At 39.5% G+C, this 20,346-nt stretch carries 16 protein-coding genes and 1 other annotated feature; of the genes, 10 read left to right on the forward strand and 6 right to left on the reverse strand.

All coding sequences use genetic code 11. The features are described 5' to 3' along the window. Nucleotide 1: 1 nt before the first annotated feature. Nucleotides 2-1,189, reverse strand: a complete 1,188-nt coding sequence (locus VXM68_RS08705; protein ID WP_367211028.1) for an ROK family protein — start codon at nt 1,187-1,189, stop codon at nt 2-4. 250 nt (nt 1,190-1,439) lie between these two features. On the opposite strand from VXM68_RS08705, the gene VXM68_RS08710 reads away from it, so the two are divergent. The 7 genes from VXM68_RS08710 to pnp all read left to right on the forward strand — a co-directional run bounded on the left by VXM68_RS08710 (nt 1,440) and on the right by pnp (nt 8,506). After that, entirely contained in the window at nt 1,440-2,651 is a 1,212-nt protein-coding gene (locus tag VXM68_RS08710) for an acyltransferase family protein (protein WP_367211029.1), read from the forward strand. A gap of 103 nt (nt 2,652-2,754) precedes the next feature. Further along, nucleotides 2,755-3,033 (forward strand): 30S ribosomal protein S15, encoded by a 279-nt coding sequence (rpsO, locus tag VXM68_RS08715; protein WP_046674145.1) that lies wholly within the window; start codon nt 2,755-2,757, stop codon nt 3,031-3,033. A gap of 217 nt (nt 3,034-3,250) precedes the next feature. Beyond that, the gene (locus tag VXM68_RS08720; protein ID WP_367211030.1) at nt 3,251-3,445 is read left to right on the forward strand and encodes a tyrosine-type recombinase/integrase; all 195 of its coding nucleotides are present in this window, start codon (nt 3,251-3,253) and stop codon (nt 3,443-3,445) included. Nucleotides 3,446-3,546: 101 nt separating this feature from the next. Next, on the forward strand, nt 3,547-4,776 hold the full coding sequence (locus VXM68_RS08725) for an ATP-binding protein (RefSeq protein WP_367211031.1): 1,230 nt from the start codon (nt 3,547-3,549) through the stop codon (nt 4,774-4,776). Between the two features lie 51 nt (nt 4,777-4,827). Next, a complete protein-coding gene (locus tag VXM68_RS08730) occupies nt 4,828-5,052 on the forward strand; it encodes a helix-turn-helix transcriptional regulator (RefSeq protein WP_367211296.1) in 225 nt (74 codons plus the stop codon). 322 nt (nt 5,053-5,374) lie between these two features. After that, nucleotides 5,375-6,136, forward strand: a complete 762-nt coding sequence (locus VXM68_RS08735; RefSeq protein WP_293956341.1) for a hypothetical protein — start codon at nt 5,375-5,377, stop codon at nt 6,134-6,136. A gap of 183 nt (nt 6,137-6,319) precedes the next feature. Next, nucleotides 6,320-8,506, forward strand: a complete 2,187-nt coding sequence (gene pnp, locus VXM68_RS08740) for a polyribonucleotide nucleotidyltransferase (protein WP_294183962.1) — start codon at nt 6,320-6,322, stop codon at nt 8,504-8,506. After that, nucleotides 8,461-8,556 (forward strand) — a sequence feature (Trp leader region). It overlaps the preceding gene by 46 nt. 58 nt (nt 8,557-8,614) lie before the next feature. Here pnp and VXM68_RS08745 read toward each other — a convergent pair. The 4 genes from VXM68_RS08745 to VXM68_RS08760 all read right to left on the reverse strand — a co-directional run bounded on the left by VXM68_RS08745 (nt 8,615) and on the right by VXM68_RS08760 (nt 14,051). After that, a complete protein-coding gene (locus VXM68_RS08745) occupies nt 8,615-10,276 on the reverse strand; it encodes an IPT/TIG domain-containing protein (protein ID WP_367211032.1) in 1,662 nt (553 codons plus the stop codon). Between the two features lie 22 nt (nt 10,277-10,298). Then, nucleotides 10,299-11,054 (reverse strand): hypothetical protein, encoded by a 756-nt coding sequence (locus tag VXM68_RS08750; RefSeq protein WP_367211033.1) that lies wholly within the window; start codon nt 11,052-11,054, stop codon nt 10,299-10,301. 310 nt (nt 11,055-11,364) lie between these two features. Further along, a complete protein-coding gene (locus VXM68_RS08755) occupies nt 11,365-11,691 on the reverse strand; it encodes a DUF493 domain-containing protein (protein ID WP_293956345.1) in 327 nt (108 codons plus the stop codon). A 77-nt stretch (nt 11,692-11,768) separates the two neighbouring features. Beyond that, nucleotides 11,769-14,051 carry a GH92 family glycosyl hydrolase gene (locus tag VXM68_RS08760; protein ID WP_367211034.1) on the reverse strand — a complete coding sequence of 761 codons (2,283 nt, stop codon included), beginning with the start codon at nt 14,049-14,051 and terminating at the stop codon, nt 11,769-11,771. Nucleotides 14,052-14,199: 148 nt separating this feature from the next. Between VXM68_RS08760 and VXM68_RS08765 the strand changes: the two genes are divergently transcribed. Beyond that, nucleotides 14,200-15,210, forward strand: coding sequence for a LacI family DNA-binding transcriptional regulator (locus VXM68_RS08765; protein WP_293956348.1), 1,011 nt, complete (start codon nt 14,200-14,202; stop codon nt 15,208-15,210). Here VXM68_RS08765 and VXM68_RS08770 read toward each other — a convergent pair. Further along, nucleotides 15,200-15,580, reverse strand: coding sequence for a methionine-R-sulfoxide reductase (locus VXM68_RS08770; protein WP_293956349.1), 381 nt, complete (start codon nt 15,578-15,580; stop codon nt 15,200-15,202). The genes VXM68_RS08765 and VXM68_RS08770 overlap by 11 nt on opposite strands. A 438-nt stretch (nt 15,581-16,018) precedes the next feature. Here VXM68_RS08770 and VXM68_RS08775 point away from each other — a divergent pair, with 438 nt between their 5' ends. Beyond that, nucleotides 16,019-17,281 carry a cytochrome c3 family protein gene (locus VXM68_RS08775; protein WP_307187647.1) on the forward strand — a complete coding sequence of 421 codons (1,263 nt, stop codon included), beginning with the start codon at nt 16,019-16,021 and terminating at the stop codon, nt 17,279-17,281. Nucleotides 17,282-17,318: 37 nt separating this feature from the next. Continuing rightward, nucleotides 17,319-20,333, forward strand: coding sequence for a TAT-variant-translocated molybdopterin oxidoreductase (locus VXM68_RS08780; protein ID WP_293956351.1), 3,015 nt, complete (start codon nt 17,319-17,321; stop codon nt 20,331-20,333). The last annotated feature ends 13 nt before the right edge of the window (nt 20,334-20,346 follow it).

Below are 20,346 nucleotides of genomic sequence, written 5' to 3' on the forward strand. Positions count from 1 at the left end.
TCTACTGATTAATTTGTGTGTAACTAGATTTAAATATTCGGTGTATTAGGTTTTCTACAACAAGGCACATTGTACCTTTTATTTGCGCATCTTTATGAAGTTCCGAGATTGCCAGATGTGTTGTTTTAGCAATCTCAGGTATACAAAATTCATTTAGCGCAATTTGAATATGCGGTTCTAATATATGACCAACTTCAGCACCGCGGCCGCTGATCAATATCTGTTTCGGATTTAAAATATGAATTAAGGTCGAAATACCTTTTCCAAGCATATAGCCAATTTTTCCTATATTATTTATAGCAACTTGATCACCTACTCTGATCGAATCAAACAATGCTTCGAGTTTATTGTCGTTACTATTTATAAAAGTGCTATAAATTGAATATTGCTCATTCTCAATATCATTCTCGACATATTTTATAGCAGCATTGAGTGAGGCTACAACTTCTAGGCAACCCCTTTTGCCGCAAGAACAGAGCATTTGGTTATCTGCTAATGGGATGTGGCTAAATTCACCCGCGTATCCGGCTGTTCCCTTAAATATAGCGTTATTGATGATTATCCCCAGTCCGACACCCCAGTTAAGGTTAATAATTAAAGAACTCGTGATGTCTTTTGCTATTCCCAATTGTTTTTCTGCCAACGCAATACATCGAGAATCATTCTCTATCACAGTTGGTATATTAAATCTTTTCTCAATATTTCGCTTAAGATTAAATAGACCATGAGCTTTGGGGTAAGATTCATTTATGCCTAATTCGCTGTTGACAAATCCAGGTATACTCACCCCAATGCCGATGAAGTTTTTAAGTGATATTGTAGACTTTTGAATCAATTCCTCTGCACGATTTAGTATGGTATCTAGCGAAGATTTTTCCTTTAATTCTACTGCTATATCGCGATCTTCTGCAATCACCTTATTATGCAAATCAGAAATCGAGATTGTAGTAAAATACTGATCGCATGCGATTGAAAGGATATAGTTATCTGAGTTTTCATTTATGGTGTACTGAATCGGTCGGCGTCCACCAGTTGACTCCGCAAATCCACATTCAACTATTATATTTTGCTCAATTAAGTGATTAACAACCTTAGTTACGGAGGGAGTGCTTTTTGCTATCTTTTTAGCAAGATCAGCAATTGACAGCATCGATTCAACATAAAGGTTTATTAATATCTCGTTTTCCATCGTAAATGAATGGTTAGTAGAAGTCGGTTAAACTTTCGTTAAAGATATGTTAAAAAAAAAGTAAGTTCCAAAAACTTTTTGTTTTTTTTTAAAAAGTTTTGATTTCTTTATTTTTTGCGGGATGAAAGCTGCTAAACATTGTAACAAGCTTGTCACTAAAGAACTCCTGTTTGTGCCTTTTAATTGGAGATTAGGCATAAAAGTGAATATCAAATAGCTTATATTTACCTTCTAATTATAGTATCTGATTATGAAACAACGCTATTACTCCTTGGATGTCTTTCGTGGAGCTACTGTGGCACTGATGATTATGGTGAATAATCCTGGGACATGGGCTCATATGTTTGCACCGCTAAAACATGCAGAATGGCATGGTTGCTCGCCTACAGACCTGGTTTTTCCTTTTTTTCTTTTTGCAGTCGGTAATGCCATGTCGTTTGTGATACCCCGGTTGCAGGAAGCTGGTCCGGCTGTTTTTTGGAAAAAAGTCCTTAAGCGCACAGTTTTGATTTTTGCCATAGGTCTGTTTATAAACTGGTGGCCCTTTGTCAAGTGGGAGGGGGCTGAACTGGTATTTAAACAATGGGTTGACGGAACTGATCCAAGTCGGGGTATCCGTATCTTCGGTGTATTGCAACGTATTGCTGTGGCCTACTGCTTTGCATCAATTCTTGCTTATTATTTTAAAGAAAAAACGATTATCTGGATCTCTGCAATCATACTATTGTTATATTGGGCAATTTGTGCTATTGCGGGTGGGGTAGATCCTTATAGCTTGGACGGCTGGTTTGGTACAAAGTATGATATCGCCATTTTGGGTTTACCGCATGTTTACAAAGGGGAGGGGGTGCCGTTTGATCCTGAAGGTCTGATGAGTACCTTGCCTACCATAGTACAGGTCGTGTTTGGATATTTAGTTGGTGTATTTATTAAAAAACAAGGTCAGGTGGACTGGCTGTGGAAGAAAGTTCCCGCTTCGAACGAACCGCATTTTAAATTGTTGGCGGGGATGTTTGTGGCCGGATTTATTTTGGTCGTATTGGCGTGGATATGGGCATTAGGCTTTCCGATCAATAAAAAAATATGGACAAGTTCGTATGTACTCTATACAACTGGTTTGGCAACCATGACGATCGGTGGTATGATCTGGTTTATCGAGGTGCAGGGTGTAAGAAATAAATTGACAAAATTTTTTGATGTTTTTGGTAAAAATCCGCTATTCATCTTTGTATTGAGCGGTATTCTTCCGCGCTTTTTAGGACTATTCCGTATCCCAGACGGCGTTAAGGATGACGGTACACAACAATACATTGATGCTTTCGCTTGGTTCTATAAATATGTTTGCGCGAAAATACCTGGAATCCCGGAAGTTGGCTCTTTTGTTTATTCGCTCTGCTTTCTGACGTTGATGTGGGTAATCTGCTATTGGTTGGATAAGAAAAAGATCTATGTAAAGGTATAATAGCATCTGAAACTTTGCTTATTAAATATTTTGGCAACCAAATACTTTTGCTATCTTTGCAGCCAATTAATAAAATTTTTAACGCTTTAATATTATTCAGGAAATGTATTTAAGTAAAGAGTACAAAGCTGACATCTTCGCAGAATTTGCTGGATCAGCTACAAACACAGGATCTACTGAAGGTCAAGTTGCTTTATTCACTAAGAGAATTGCTCACTTAACTGAGCACTTGAAAAAAAACAGAAAAGATTTCGGTACACAACGTGCCCTACAAATGTTAGTAGGTAAACGTCGTTCATTATTAGCTTATCTTTACAAAAAAGATATCAACCGTTACCGTGCGATCATTAAAGGTCTAGGTTTACGTGATATTATCAAATAAGCTTTAATACAAAGGTGTTAAGAAAGCCATCCAATTTTTGGATGGCTTTTTTTGTGTTTATACAGAAATGAGGTATTCTTATTTTTTAGCAAAATTCGGCACAGATTTCTTAGCGAAGTATTGTAATAAATGTATACATTTTATACGCGGGTTGCTTCGCTAACAATGCGATTAGCTGAGTTCAAAAGTTCGCTTAGGCGAGGTACACCTAAAGAAAGTGGGCGAGCATTTAAAACGGCCGTTTAACCTGCACTTTCATTTGAGCCGACATACATTTGCTACCAATGTACTGAACAACGGTATGAGGATAGAGTATGTATGTAAGTTGCTTGACCACGCTACCGTACAGCAAACACAGGTATATCCAAAAATTGTAAAATTTTCTTTTTCTATGGGTTTTAATAAATTTTAAATTCTAGTATTTCTATAAGTTGATAATTGATAAAAAGCATTAAAATCATTAAAACTTGTAAGTAATGAAAGTTTTAATGATTTATTGGGTAACTTTGCACTATGATAAATTACACAAACCGCAAAGAATACCTGTCTAAATTATTAGCCTATAAAGATAAAGATCTTATCAAAGTAGTTAGTGGATTACGCAGAAGCGGGAAAAGCACCTTATTTGAATTGTATCGTCAAACATTAGTGGAAATGGGTGTACCTGCAAGTCAAATTGTATTTCTGAACTTTGAAGATTTTGAACTGCGTAAATTTCTCAACGATTTAGATGGTTTGTACGCACACATTATCGGAAATTTAGATTTGTCAAAACCAAGCTATGTTTTTTTAGATGAAATCCAAAACGTCAACGAGTTTGAGCGTTTGGTGGATGGATTATTTGTAAAGCCAAATATAGACGTTTACATTACAGGGTCAAATGCTTTTTTGTTGTCAGGAGAACTAGCAACTTTATTGAGTGGACGATACATAGAAATTTCTATTTTGCCCTTTTCGTTCAAAGAATATTTAACAGCAAGAGATATTGATACATCGAATAAATACCTCAACTATGAAGCTCTTTTCTTTGATTACATTAATGAAACGTCTTTGCCCAAAGGCGTTGAATTGCGTGAAGGTGGTTACGATATTATCCAAGAATATCTCGAAGCCATTTACACCACCATTGTTGAAAAGGACATTACCCAACGTCATCAGATTAACGATAAACGCGCTTTTGGTAATATTGTGAAATTCGTAGCTTCCAATATTGGAAATCCGCTTTCGCCTGGTAATATTGCTAAAACCTTAAAACAGGACGGACAAACCACCCATAACACAACAGTAGAAAGGTATCTAGAATATCTAACAGCAAGTTTTGTGTTTTATAAAGTAAACCGTTTTGATTTGAAAGGAAGGAAGCAATTAGCTACTCAGGAAAAATACTATTTGGTCGATGCAGGTTTGCTCAACGTCTTAACAGGTAAGGAGCGCACTACAGACAGAGGACACATTTTGGAAAATATTGTTTATCTGGAACTGTTACGTAGAGGCAATAAAATTTGGACAGGTACAGCCCGAAATGCAGAAGTAGATTTTGTGTGCAGAACACCCAAAGGCGATATAGCATATTATCAGGTAGCTTGGGAAATGTCCAATGAAAAGACCGTAGAACGTGAATTTGGCTCATTGGAGAAAATTAATGACAACTACCCGAAATATTTACTAACTACAGACTCATTTACACAAGACCGGAATGGAGTTAAACATCTGAATGTGTTTAACTGGTTGCTTGAATTGTAAAGACAAAATATAGACGATAAAGAATTAAAGCGAATTTCAAAGCTTACAGCAATTTTAACTCAGTTACAAACCAAGCGTTTAATAACGGCTTCCGAATTAGCAGACAGATTTTCTATAAGTAAGAGAACTATTTATAGGGACATTAAAGCATTGGAACAAGCAGGGATTCCTATACTTACTGAAGAAGGAAAAGGGATGGTCAGCTTCTGCCCCGAGGATAAGCGTGATAGCTTAGCCATGCAAATATTAGTCGAAAAAGACAGAAAATTAAAATAAGAAATGGAGTATAGCGGGATGGGTTACTGTAGCTTCGGGCTTCGGCTGGAAGAGCCCTTTGATAGGGGGCAAGTTAAGACCAAGTTATTACCAAGTTTGCCCTGTAGGCAGTTTGAGTGTACAGTGAGTCCACGTTGAGTCCACCTTTTAAGCTTCTCTCACTGTGCCTGTATGTTTTTTACAAGTCGTGAGGGGGACGAACTTGGGGCAAACTTGTCCATAAGCAATTTGCAACAAAGTCCCTTGAAAATTGCAATATTTATAATTGTCATTTTACTCGGATTTGTAATTTATTAAAAATCAACAACATGCTTGATTATAGATGCTCGCAGTGGTATCTTTAGGTATGGGAATAAATGATAATGGATTTATCAGGGGCCTAGTTGGCCCACTGGTAAATAGAAAAGTTGGTAACAAAAACTACCTGCAGAGCAGGCCACATCGTGTCAAACAGACGGAAGATACGAAGCGGGCAGGCAAGGATTTTGGAAATGTAAGCCGTGCCGGTGCACTGATGCGGATGTGTTTTGGCGAAATACATCAAGGGCTTCATGACGGGCAGATGGGCAATCGGCTAAATAGGCAGATCTATCGTGCAATAAAGACCAACCTCGATTCGGATAAAGGTAGCCGTACACTGAGCAACAGCATATTGGATAGGTTGGTGAATTTTCAGTTTAATGAAAACTGCCACATGCACGATTATTTTTTTATTGATCCTGTAGTTTCCATGAACAAGAAGAAAGATCTTAAAATATCATTCCCGGAGTTTGATATCAAAAGAGCGCTGGTCCTTCCTGACAAATGCAATGCAGTGGTATTCAAATTTCATGCCTTCTCATTTGATTTTGATGAGTTTGAACTCACAGAAATAAAAGGGGTAGAATGGGAATACGATGTTAAGTATAAAGAGAATGTGATACCGGCAAAAAACTTGACCATTAAATGTAACGATTTTGTCGGTAGTTCAATATTTGTGGGATTTACTATGCTGTATCTGGAAAAGGGAAGCTATCGGTCAAATGTGCTCAATGAGATAGATTTTAATCCAGCTTCGATTCTAGCAGCTTTTCAGCTTGTGTAAGGTATAAGGCACATTTTGGGAAACGAAAATAAAAATTGAATTGATAGATAGTATTTGCGTATTTAGCCTGCGGTTAATTGCACTAATCTTAATATTTTAATTTACCTTTGTGCTGAAATCTAATGTATTTAAAATATTGGCATGCTGCCAACAAGACGAAAAGCATGTCGCAAACAAGATTAAATGAATTACAACGAAATTAAAACAACCATCGATATGGGTAATGGCACCCAGATCGAATTGTCTACAGGAAAATTGGCCAAGCAAGCTGATGGTGCTGTAGTATTAAAACAAGGCAATACGATGTTGCTTGCGACAGTCGTTTCTGCTAAAGAAGCTAAATCTGGTGTCGATTTTTTACCTTTATCTGTAGATTATCAAGAAAAATATGCGGCAACTGGCCGTATTCCAGGTGGTTTCTTACGTCGTGAAGCCAGATTGTCAGACTATGAGGTGTTGATCTCACGTTTGGTAGACCGTGCATTGCGTCCTTTGTTCCCTGAAAATTATCATGCAGATACTCAAGTGGCGATTAGCTTAATTTCTGCAGATAAAGATATTATGCCTGACGCTTTAGCAGGCTTGGCTGCTTCTGCGGCGATCGCAGTATCTGATATTCCTTTCAATGGTCCTATTTCAGAAGTTCGTGTAGCAAAAATTGATGGTCAATTGGTGATCAATCCAAAATTATCTGAACTTGAAAAAGCAACTTTAGAATTTATCGTTGCTGGTTCTGCACAAGATATAGGCATGGTTGAAGGTGAAGCAAAGGAAATTTCTGAAGCTGAAATGGTTGAAGCCATTGCTTTTGCACACGAGGCAATCAAAAAGCAAGTTGCTGCTCAGGTGGAATTGGCGAATCTGGTTGGTAAAACAGTTAAACGTGAATACAATCACGAACCAGAAAATTTAGAATTGAGAGATTCAATCTTTGCAGCTACTTACGATAAAGTGTATGCTATTGCAAAATCTGCTTCTGCAAAACATGACCGTTCTGAAAGTTTCGCGAAGATTGCAGAAGAATATAGAGCAACAATGCCTGAGGAATTGGATGATGATACAGCGTTCTTGTTTAAGAAATATTTCCACGATGTGCAGTATGATGCTGTTCGTAATCTTGTATTGGATGAAGGAATTCGTTTAGATGGTCGTGACGTACGTACAGTTCGTCCAATCTGGTCTGAAGTAGATTACTTGCCTGCTGCGCACGGTTCAGCTGTGTTCACTCGTGGCGAAACACAATCATTGACTTCGGTTACTTTGGGTGCTAAAGATGATGAGCAAATGATCGATGGTGCTTTTATCAACGGTTACAATAAATTTATTCTTCATTACAACTTCCCTGCATTCTCTACAGGTGAGGTCAGACCTAACAGAGGTCCGGGTCGTCGTGAAGTTGGTCACGGTAACTTAGCGATGCGCTCATTGAAACAGGTTCTTCCGGCAGACAATGAAAATCCATATACTATCCGTGTGGTTTCTGATATTCTAGAATCGAATGGCTCGTCTTCTATGGCAACGGTATGTGCTGGTACATTAGCGCTTTTAGATGCTGGTGTGAAATTAAAAGCGCCAGTTTCGGGTATTGCCATGGGATTAATTTCTGATGAGAAAACTGGTAAATATGCGATCTTATCGGATATCTTGGGTGATGAAGATCATTTGGGAGATATGGACTTTAAAGTAACGGGAACTGAAAAGGGTATCGTTGCTTGTCAAATGGACTTAAAAATCAATGGTTTGAAATGGGAGGTCTTGACGCAAGCGTTGGATCAAGCAAAAGAAGCGCGTTTGCACATCTTAGGCGAGATGAAGAAAACCATTGATGCTCCTCGTGAAGATTACAAACCTCATGCGCCACGTATCGTTCAATTGCTGATCGACAAAGAATTTATTGGTGCTGTAATCGGACCTGGTGGTAAAATTATCCAAGAGATGCAACGTGAAACTGGTGCTACGATTTCAATTGAAGAAGTTGATAATAAAGGTGTTGTTCAGGTTTTTGCCGATAATAAAGCTGCTATAGATGATGCTGTAGGCCGTATCAAAGCGATTGCTTCTAAACCTGAGATTGGAGAAACTTACGAAGGTAAGGTGAAATCCATCATGGCATTTGGTGCGTTCGTTGAAATCATGCCAGGTAAAGATGGTTTATTGCATATCTCTGAAATCGACTGGAAGCGTCTTGAAACAATGGACGGTATCTTCAAAGAAGGGGATAAAGTCACTGTAAAATTGTTGGACATTGACAAACAAGGTAAGATGAAGCTTTCACGTAAAGCATTATTACCGCGCCCGCCAAGAGAAGACAAGCCAAAACAGGATAAACCTGCTGGCGAAGCTCCTGTAGCTGGTGCTGGTCAGGAATAAACCTGTTAGGCAATAGATAAAAAAAGCCCGCTTTACGCGGGCTTTTTTATGTTCTACTCGTTTCAAGAAAATTCAACAATGAATATCGGGAACTTATTCAAGCGAATACTATTTGTCCAATAAGGTGAAATTATCTTTATGTGTCACAGATTGTCCAGCTGTAACGACGGTTAATTTCATTGCGCCCGGAGACACGTTGGAAGGTACCGTTACCAATATAGTATTGGAAGATACGCTATTGGGAGATACTGCTATTGAACCGAATTTTACAACTGTGTCGTAGTTTTGGACAAATCCCGATCCTTTGATCGTTAAAACTGTTCCAGGTACGGCAGATGTCGGATTGAAGGAAGTAAAGGAAGGACCCACGATCTCGAAGTCACCAGGAACAGTGACTCGTTTGTTTGGAAATTCAATGCTAATTTTTACATTACCTTCGGGCATACCATAAGGAACAGTTACCTGCAGATTTGTAGCAGAAGTGGCTGTACCACCCGCTTCTATTGAACCAAAATATACCGTATACCAATTTCCTGAAATAAAATTCCCAGTAATATTGATCAGCTGCAATGAACTTCCTGACTTAGGAGCAAAGCTCGTGGCTGAATAACCCATAATTTTTAATTTTCTTGGAGCTTGTACTTCGTGGGGGCCTACCTTCAAATAAAGGGAATGATCGCCTTCCGAAATATTACCAGGTATAGTGTAATGGTAAGTATTTCTGTCGGAGAATGAGACATCCGTGTAACTTCCTGTACCTAGTTTCACTAAAGGGCGTCCCTCGCTACCATCGCTCATTGTCGGAAAATTAGTGCCTCGAATTAGGATAGCTTGTCCCGGATAAACCGACTCGGGCGAAAGCTCACTGATCACTGGCGGAGTGACGGTGAAGGTTCCTAATACTTTTTTCTTTCCATTAATGGTTATCGCAAGATCTGAACTTTCCTTGACGGTGAAGGGTACATTGATTGTTGAGTAATAATACGTGGGATTAATCAGTTGATTTCCCATTTCAACCTGAATGTTTGAACTGCCATAATAATCGGGTAGATTATCTCCGGTAAATTTCAATTCTGAGCCCACAGGACCCGATTTGGGCGAGAAATCTTTATAATTTGCTAGCATCTGTAAGGAACTATTGCCGGCTGGAGTGGATCCAATCTTTATAGAAACGTTGACAGAATTACCATGGCTGGCTTGTATACCACTAGGTACCTCCGCGCTTATTTCGGTTGAGCTTACTGATACAGTCTTAGCTCTGACATTACCGATCGTAACAACGGTATTGTTGATGGTCGCATCGAAAAATGTTCCCACAATTTTGATAATGTCGCCCGACATAGCCATTTTTGGTGTGATGTCTCCCATCGAAGGACTTGGCAGATTGATATTCAGCATTGCCCCAAAAACAGTACCCTTAGCATCCCGTAAATAGGATCTCACCCAGATGGTATTGTAGTAGTTAGAAGATAATGCACTGTCCACTCTAATCTGTTTACGAAACTCTCCCTCTTTAGCATCTTTGCCCAATGAAACTTTTATACCCTTATTTTCCCCGACTTCTTGCGTTGAATTATAAACAAAGCCATATTCTAAAGTCTCCTCACTCCCTGTTTTCCCAATGTTTCCAACAACCTCAAATGAGGTGGATGATAGTGCTGTAACCGATAAGGTCTGCACAGCGGGAGGCGTAAAATCATCTTTCTTACAGGAAAAAATTACTCCAGATAACAAGATAAAAACAATACAAAGTATTTTAGTTCCTTTCATAATAATCAATTAGCTATCGTTTTTAAAATGAATATCCTACTCTGACACCGTTCACCAAAGAGCTTTTAAATGTCTTGGTTTTGTTTTCGGAAATATAAGAGCCATAACCAGGGTCAGTGCCGATCACTGTAACATCAGGTTTTTTATACTTTGTGTGTAGATAGCCTAAATTAAACTCATATCCAACAAACAGTCCTTTGGATACGTAGAAATCAAATCCCGCAACTGCGTAGCCTCCAAATCTTGTATAACCATTTGGAACCAACTGCATCGATGTATAATATCCATTGTTGGTCTGTTGATAGATTACCTCCATCGAGGCATTCTTTAAATTCATTGTATAGGCGCTGGTCGATAGTTCCTGTTTGGTGGTTTTTGAACCTATGGAGACGTCAAAGCCAATATAGGGCGACAGTCTGGAGCTGCCTTTAAAATGCTTTTCTATACCAAAATTGACATCAAGTGCTGTACTTTTTCTGTTATTGGAATTAAAATAGCCGTTTGTACCATAAGGGTTACCATAATTTGCGGCGGAATCGAGTACGTCAATCCCAATTCCCAATCGCAAAGCAAGATCGTTCTGGATAAAATATCTTCCTTTTATCTGATTTAGTGCATTGTTTAAGCTGAGATTTCCTTTAAAAGGGTTGAAATTCAGTTCCGTAACGAAACTACCTTTTTTTGATTTAATACCTTCGTTTTGGTTGTCAACCGGGGTTTGCGCATAGGCAACACTGGCCACTCCTAATAATAGGATAGCCGATAAGATTCTTTTCATAAAATATATTAAACTAACGGGATAAATATAGCGCTTTACAAGCTGTTTTCAAACCTTTTGTTAAAGTTTTAATTGCTATGATAGGGTGGGTGATCAACCTCCGGCTATAGGTGTGAATTGAATACCATATGTGTAATACTATGGGACAGCCAGAAATCAATAGCCAGAAATTTAGGGTAAATAGTTAGTTAGTTGTTAATTGATTCTTAATATCAATGCGATGAGCGCCAACATTATCGAAGGGATGTCTTTGTAGGTGAATGAAAATAAACAAATCAGGCTGTCGATTCGACAGCCTGATTTGTTTATTTTATAACATGATAACACCTTTGATCTTCGCGACTTCTTTGTAGAAGTAGATCACCTGGTCGGCGTCTTTTACGTTCAAGTTTACCGTAATTGAAGTATACTTACCTGTTTTGGAATCCTTAAAATCAAACCGAGCACCTGTTTCATCAAATACACGTTGGATCTGATTGAAGTGATCCTGATCTTTTGGTAAGATAAACTTGTACGTATAATCCTTTGGAAATGTTTCTAAGTCTTCTAAACGCTCTTTAAAAGTTTCATAGAAGTCTTTTGGATTATCACCTCCATCGGGGATATCTTGTATATTGATGTTTTTGTAATCTGCCATGTTTTGTTTCTCCTTAAATATGTTATTAAGGTGTTAACAAATATTAATCCACTAATGTTTTACTGACAATTTTTCAGTTAATTATTGTCAATGCTTGAAGGCCAATCGGCTTTGTTCTTACCAAAGTTTTTGTTTGGCGTAGCGCTCATCTCGATTTCCATCTGTCCACCTTCTAAAAGCTGTGCATGGGTAATGAACGTTTTAGAGTATGGTTTTCCATTCAATTTGATCGACTTGATGTATGGATTAGATTTACCTTGATTTTTAACATCGATTGCCATTGTTTTGCCATTTGGTAAATTAATGTTAGCATGCTGCATCATAGGCGAGCCAAAGACATAAACACCACTCATGGCATTTAGCGGATAGAAACCCATTGCTGAAAAGACATACCAGGCACTCATTTGGCCTACATCGTCGTTTCCACAAAGGCCTGCAGGGCTGTTTGTATAAAATTCAGTCATCGCTTTACGTGCCAACGCTGCTCCTTTCCAAGGTTGCCCGGCGTAAGCATACAAGTAAGGGATGTGATGATTTGGTTCGTTGCCCTGCGCATATTGGCCAATCAGTCCTGAAATATCTGGAGAGGCTTCACCACCAAGATCGGATGACATGGTTGTAAAATAATCCAGCTTTTTCAAAAATTTCTCCTCGCCACCGAAAAGGTTGATCAGACCTTTGACATCTTGAGGTACCAGCCAGGTATATTGCCATGCATTTCCTTCGCAATAATCATTCTCGCGGTGTTTAGCCATCAATGGATCGAAAGGTCTCCGAAATTCACCATTTGCTTTTTTACCGACAAAATGACCTACTTCCTTGTCAAAATACTGCTCATATAGTTTGTAGCGTTTTTTGAAGTAAGCGGCATCTTCGGTTTTTCCAAGTTTCTCCGCAATTTTGTAAGCACCAAAGTCTGCGATGGCATACTCAAGGGCCCAGGCGACAGATTCATTCGGCATGCTATCGATCGGAATGTAGGTGAGTTCACGCGCATATTTTAGTCCGTGGTCATTACCCATGGCTGTTGTCTTAACTGCTTCCCAGACCAATGGATAATCTTTCTCGTCAATGATCCCTTTTAGGAAGGCATCGGCAATGACTGGAATAGCAGGTAATCCAACCATCGTGTTGGTTTCATTACCTTGTAAGTGCCACATGGGTAGTTTACCTTGTTGCTGATAGATTGCCAACATGGTTTTGATAAAGTCCTGGTTGATTTTGCGGTCTTCCAAGATGGTCATCAGCGGATGAAGGCCACGGTAGGTGTCCCAAAGGGAAAATACGGTATGGTTGACAAAATCTTGTTTTTCATAAACCTGTTTATCGGTGCCCATATAATCTCCATTTGCATCATTAAAAATCGTAGGTGCAAAGTAGGTATGATATAGTGCGGTGTAGAAGATGGTTTTTGTGTCTTTATCAGCTTCGAATTGGATTTTATTTAATGTTTTGTTCCAACGTTGATCTGCCTCTTGCTTTACTTTTTCAAAATTCCAGCCTGGAATCTCTGCGTTGATATTATTCAGGGCATTGGTCGAGCTTACCGGAGAAATACCGACTTTAAGTTCGATGGTTTTGTTTTTAACAGCATCAAAGAATAAAGCCGCTTTGATTGCCTGTCCTTTGAATGTCGTTTGGCCTAATTTTTCCTCTTTTCCGTCGAAAAATCTTACTTTTTGTATCGGTTGTGAAGTTCTGATTGCAAAATATAACTTTTGGTCGGTGGCCCATCCTGTTGAAAAGCGGTAACCAACGAAGGTGGAATCATTAACCTGTTTGAGGTAGGTGTCTGTTGGTTTATCCCAATTGATGTGGTAACCTAAATCGACCAAAATATGGGCATTGTCCGTCTTTTCATAACGATATTGATGATAGCCCACTCGTTCTGTTGCCGTTAAGTTGGCCTGCACCTGGTAGTCATCCAAATAAGCACTATAGAAACCAGGTTTGGCGACTTCATTTTCCTTTTTAAAAGAAGATCCATAACCGGTACTCATTTTGTTGAATTCCGCTGGTGTTAATTGTAATTTTCCATTGGCTGGAACGATCATCAGATCGTTGAGGTCACCGATGCCTGTTCCGCTTAGGTGGGTATGGGTAAAGCCCAAAATTTCCTGGCTTTTGTAATTGTAGCCACTGCACCAATCCCATCCGTTGAACTTGTCCCATACTTGTGGAATTTGAGTGGGGCCCAATTGCACCGCACCTAATGGTACATTGGCGCCGACAAAGACGTGACCATGGTCTGCAGATCCAATAAAAGGGTTGACATATTGTGTGAGATTTTGCTGAGCTTGCGCGCAAAATGGCAAAATTAGTGTGCCCAACACTGTTTTGAATAGTTTATTTCCTGTCATAGGTTTTGTTCGGGTATTTGAAAACTGCTTAAAATTAGTAAATAAAACCTTTTAGCGCAATTTTATTATTATTTTTCGTAAATTGTCGTTAATTTTTTTACTTTAGTAATCTTCGAAATAAAAAACTTAACAAACCTACTACTACTACATGAAGAAACGTATTCTGATCAGTGATATCGCAAAGGCGTTGGGGATTTCTGTCACTACTGTGTCCTTTATTTTAAATGATAAGGCCAAGGAAAAGCGTATTAGTGAGGCTTTGACTAAACGGGTGTTGGATTATGTCAAAAAAGTAGGGTATAAACCCAATGAATTGGCCAAAAGTCTCCGCACAGGGAAGACGAAGATTCTGGGTTTGATTATCGAAGATATTTCTAATCCCTTTTTTGGGAATATCGCGCGTCTGATCGAAAGTAAGGTTTATGAGCAGGGGTATCGTATTATTTATTGTAGTACGAACAATGATGTGGAGAAAGCGAAGGAATTAATCCAGATGTTTTACGATCGGCAGGTCGATGGTTTTATTATTACCCCATCCGATGGTCTGGAAGATACGGTAAAGCAGTTGCAGCAGAATAATATTCCAGTAGTCCTTTTTGACCGGTATTTTCCCGGGCTTGAAACAGACTATGTTGGGGCCGACAATTTTCAGGGGGCTTTTGATGCAAGCGACCATTTGTGTCAACAAGGGTATAAACGTATTGGATTTGTATCGCTCTATTCTGATCAGACCCAGATGAAGGAACGCGCTGAGGGATATCTGAAGGCGATGGACAATAATAAGCAGCAAAGTTTTATTCAAAAGATCCAGATGGATGCATCGGACGAAGAGGCCATGGAAGCGTTGCGGGAGTTTATCTGCGAAAATAGGCTGGATGCTGTATTGTTCTCAACAAACTATTTGGCTATTTCTGGTCTGAAAGCTTCTAAAAAGTATAACTTTCCGATGCCTGCCGTGATTGCTTTTGACGATCATACAGCCTTTAAATTGGTCGAACCCTCAATAACCGTGGTTTCGCAGCCGATCAAGGATATTGCAGAGAATCTGATCAATATTCTGTTGCTTCGTCTTCAAGGCAAAATAAAAGCAACACGTAAAATGGTGTTGCCTTGTGAACTGAAGGTCCGGGAGTCGACAAAAGTAAAAGTTACGTTGTAGGATCGGCTACAAATTTCATTGAAATAGAATTAACGCAGTGACGCGTATTTTTTGTCGTAAAGCCTTCTCCGAGGAATACATGGCCTAAATGCGCGCCACAATCACTACAAAGGATTTCAGTGCGGCGACCATCGGCATCGGTGATCCTTGTAATTGCCCCAGGAATTTCATCATCAAAACTTGGCCAGCCACAGCCAGATTCAAATTTTGACTCCGAACGGTATAATGGGCTGTCACAACGGCGGCAGATATAAGTTCCTTTGTACTTATTGTCTAAAAGTTCGCCTGTAAATGGGCGCTCGGTTCCTTTATGTACAATAACATATTCCTCTTCTTTACTCAACGGATTGTATTTTTTGTTTTCTTTCATCGCTCTTGTGTTTGTTTATATTTATAGATATGCAGAGCTGATATATTAATGAATTTTTTTTATGCTTTCATTTTTACTCTGAAGGGCTATCGATCCCCGTTTTTAAAGTTACGCAATTCATGCTAAAAATACACCATTTGTATAAATGACAGTGTTGTATTTTTACATATTTTAAACTGTCATGGAATTGTCTTATATTTGATTGGCTATCCAAATGAAAAGTTGTAGCGATGGAACTACTTTAATAGCGAAATGTTATTTTATCCTTGTTTAAACGCATTTGTTTAGAATGATTATAAATTGATATTAAAGGTCACAAAATTGTCAGCGATTTATTAATAAATCATACTTTTGTGGCATTGTTAGGGGGGTAGTGGCTCCTTTAACCATGGGAGTTAATTTTTTACATTCACAAATAAATAGTATAAAGTGCTAAATATGAGAACTATCTCATCCGTTTTGGGAAGCCTTGCGAGGGTGGTGTCAACGAGTTTGATGCTATTATTTGCCGTTACGACGTTGCATGCGCAAGATGTCAAGGAAGGTGAAAAAATCTTCAAATCTAAGTGTACATCCTGTCACGCCATTGACAGAAAAGTGGTTGGTCCTGCTTTGAAAGGGATTCCAGAGACGAAAGACGAAGCTTGGTTAATCAAGTGGATCAAGAATTCTCAGGCGTTAATTGCTTCTGGCGATGCTGAGGCAATTAAAATCTTCGAAGAGAACAACAAACTTGTGATGACTTCTTTTACTGATTTATCTGATGATCAGGTTAGATCGGTATTAGCGTATATTACTGATGCGTCTAAGGAGAAACCGAAAGATGCAAACAATGGTGGTGCTGGTGCTAAAGATGATAATGCGTCGATGTTCATGATTTTGGGCTTGATCGCAGTTGTTGTTTTAGCTGTGGTGGTTATCGTTGTATTGAATCGTGTGATTCGTACGCTGGAAAATGTAATTGCTAAAAACCAAGAAGCTATTGCAGCGCAGCAAGAACCAGAAGATAATCAGCGTTTTGTGAAGTTTGCGAAAGCATTCGTTAAAAACAAAAAACTGGTTGGTTTTACGGTCTTGATGTTGGTTGCATTATTAGCTGTAGGCGGTTGGAAGACGATGTGGAATGTTGGTGTTCACCAAGGCTATCAGCCGGTTCAGCCAATTAAATTCTCGCACCAAATCCACGCGGGTGTTAACAAAATTGAGTGTCAATACTGTCACGGTGGTGCATTTAAATCTAAAAATGCATCTATTCCATCGGCCAACGTATGTATGAACTGTCACAATACAGTCACTGCTTCAGAGCATTATGACGGTGAAATTTCTCCGGAAATTGCTAAAATCTACCGTGCTTTGGATTGGGATCCTGAAACGCGTACTTACGGTAATAATCCGAAACCAATTCAATGGGTTCGTATCCACAACTTGCCTGATTTTGCTTACTTCAATCACTCACAACACGTTGTAGTGGCTGGTGTGGAATGTCAGACTTGTCACGGTCCAATTCAGAATATGGAAGAGGTGTACCAATACTCTCCATTGACGATGAAATGGTGTGTTGATTGTCACAAAAAGACAGATATCAAGTCAGATAATAAGTACTATGAAGATTTGATTAAAGCACACGAAAGAATTAAGAAGGGTGAAAAAATGACTGCAGCCATGATCGGTGGTCTTGAGTGTGGTAAATGTCACTATTAATAATTATTTGAAATACGCAATCTTATATACAGCTTAAATGGATAGCAATAAAAAATATTGGAAAGGTTTGGAAGAGTTAAATCAAACTCCTGCTTTCGTTGAAGGAAGCAAGGGTGAGTTTGCCGAATCTATTCCTGTAGAAGATGTATTAAATGAAGCTGGCTTGAGCACAAAAACTCCTCGCCGTGACTTCTTGAAAGCATTAGGATTTGGTTTGGGTGCTGTTTCTTTAGCGGCTTGTAACCGTACTCCTGTGCATAAGGCAGTTCCTTATTTGATTAAACCTGAAGAGGTAACTCCAGGTATCCCTAACTATTATGCTTCGACGTTCAACGGTCAAAGTATCTTGGTTAAAACACGCGAAGGTCGTCCGATCAATGTTGAGCCTAACCCAAATGCAATTGGTTTGAACCAAGGTTTGGATTCGACAACAGCTGCTTCTGTATTGGATTTATATGATGAGTCCAAATTGAAACAGGCACAATTGAAAGGTCAAGATGTGGAGTGGTCTAAATTGGATGGGGAAGTTGTTAAAGCGTTAAATGCTGCGGCGTCTTCTGGTAAACAAATTACGATCGTCTCTAATACGGTAAACAGTCCTTCAACTTTGGCAGCTATTGCTGCTTTCGGAACGAAATTCCCTACGGTTAACCATGTACAATACGATGCTGTATCTTACAGCGGTATTATTGAAGCAAATAAGGCTTCTTTTGGTAGAGCAGTGGTTCCTTCTTATAATTTTGAAAATGCAAATGTGATTGTTTCCGTTGCGGCTGATTTCTTAGGAACTTGGTTGGCAGGTGAGGAGCATACACAACAATACGCTAAAAATCGTGACTATAAATCGTTGAAAAACGGAAAAATGTCACGTCACGTGCAGTTTGAATCTGGTCTTTCCATGACGGGTACAAATGCTGACGCTCGTATCGCTATCAAACCTTCGGAAGAGGGTGCTACGTTAATCGCTTTATATAATGCAATTACTGGTCAATCATTGGCTGGAGCAACTGCAAACAAAAAAGCTCAAAAAGGTGTCGCATTAGCGGCTAAAGAATTGGTGAATAGCAAAGGCGCAGCTGTTGTTGTTGCAGGGTCTAATGATGTCAATGTACAGGTGTTGGTTAATGCAATTAACGTTGCATTGGGCGCTTATGGTACCATCATCGACCTGGATAACTATTCTAAACAATACCAAGGTTCGGATTCTTCGTTCCAGGCGTTCTTAGCTGCTGCGAAATCTGGCCAAGTTGGTGTAGCGTTCTTCTTGAACAGCAACCCTGTTTACGATTACTTCAAAGCAGAGGATGTAAAAGCTGCATTGAAGCAGATTCCTTTCACGTTGTCATTCGCGCAGCGTGCGGATGAAACAGCTTCTGAATTGACTGCTATCGCTCCAGCGAGTACTTTCTTAGAGTCTTGGGGTGATTCTAATCCAAAAGAAGGGTTGTATTCAATTATCCAACCAACGATTAATCCTGTTTTCAAGACACGTCAAGTTGAGCAAAGCTTATTGACTTGGGCTGGAAATAATACCGATATGTACAACTTTGTTAAGAACTTGTGGTCTACACAAATCTTAGCAGGTTCTACGAAAAACTGGGATGCTGTATTGCAGACTGGTTTTGAATATAAAGGTGCCAAAGCGGCAACAGCTCCTGCATTTACAGGAAATGCTGCAGCAGCGGCTTCGGCAATTGAAGCATCAGGCAAAGCGATTGCAGGTGAGTTTGAATTGAAACTTTATGAGCCTTCAGCGCTTCGCGATGGTCGTTATGCCAACAATGCTTACTTACAAGAGTTGCCTGACCCGGTTTCTAAAGTAACTTGGGATAACTATGCTGCCCTTAACCCGAAAGATGCTGAGAAGTTAGGATTGGGTGAAGACGGTAAAGTTACGGTTAAAGCAAATGGTGTTGAATTGGAATTGCCGGTTGTACAACAACCTGGACAAGCACAAGGAACGGTTTCCATTGCTGTAGGTTACGGCCGTACAAAAGTAGGTAAAGCAGGTAACGAAGTTGGTAAAAATGCTTTCCCTTTTGCTTCTATCATCAATGGTACTGTGCAAGGTGTTGCAAAAGCAACTGTAGCGAAAGCGTCTGGTACTTACCAATTGGCACAAACACAGACACACCACACGATCGAAGGTCGTAACGTGATCCGTGAGACGACATTTGCGAAATATCTGAAAGATCCTAACTCGGAGGCAGGACGCTTTACAGATAATCACAAAACCTACGATCTGTGGAACAAATACGAGCAACCAGGTCACAAATGGGTGATGGCGATCGACTTGAACGCATGTACAGGTTGTGGTGCTTGTATCGTAGCTTGTAACGTGGAAAATAATATTCCTGTTGTCGGTCGTGATGAGGTTCGCCGTCGTCGTGAGATGCACTGGTTACGTATTGACCGTTATTATACGATCGAAGGAAAAGATCAAGATCTTACGAAAGAGAAGGAAATTGCGAAAGCTTCGGCTGATTTAGATTTCGAAGATGTCACTGTTGTTCACCAACCGATGTTGTGTCAACACTGTGGTCACGCGCCTTGTGAGACGGTTTGTCCAGTATTGGCAACAGTACACTCTTCAGAAGGTTTGAACCATATGGCATATAACCGTTGTTTTGGTACACGTTACTGTGCGAACAACTGTCCTTTCAAAGTGCGTCGTTTCAACTGGTTTGCGTACTGGAATGATTCCCGTTTTGACAACTACTTGAACAATGAGTTCACACAATTGGTATTGAATCCTGATGTTGTTACTCGTTCACGTGGGGTAATGGAGAAATGTTCAATGTGTATCCAACGTATCCAAGCAGGTAAATTGCAAGCTAAGATTGAAAATCGCAAAGTTAAAGATGGCGATATCCAAATGGCTTGTCAACAAGCATGTTCGGCAAATGCAATCATCTTTGGAGATGCCAATGATCCAGCATCAGAAGTATCCAAAGCATTACGCAACGAGCGTGTTTATTACGTACTTGAGGAAATCAATGTTCAACCGGGTATCGGTTATATGACAAAAGTTAGAAACACTTTTGAGGCGTAATCTTGTACAATAT

This window comes from Sphingobacterium sp. R2, from assembly GCF_040760075.1.
GTDB lineage: Bacteria > Bacteroidota > Bacteroidia > Sphingobacteriales > Sphingobacteriaceae > Sphingobacterium.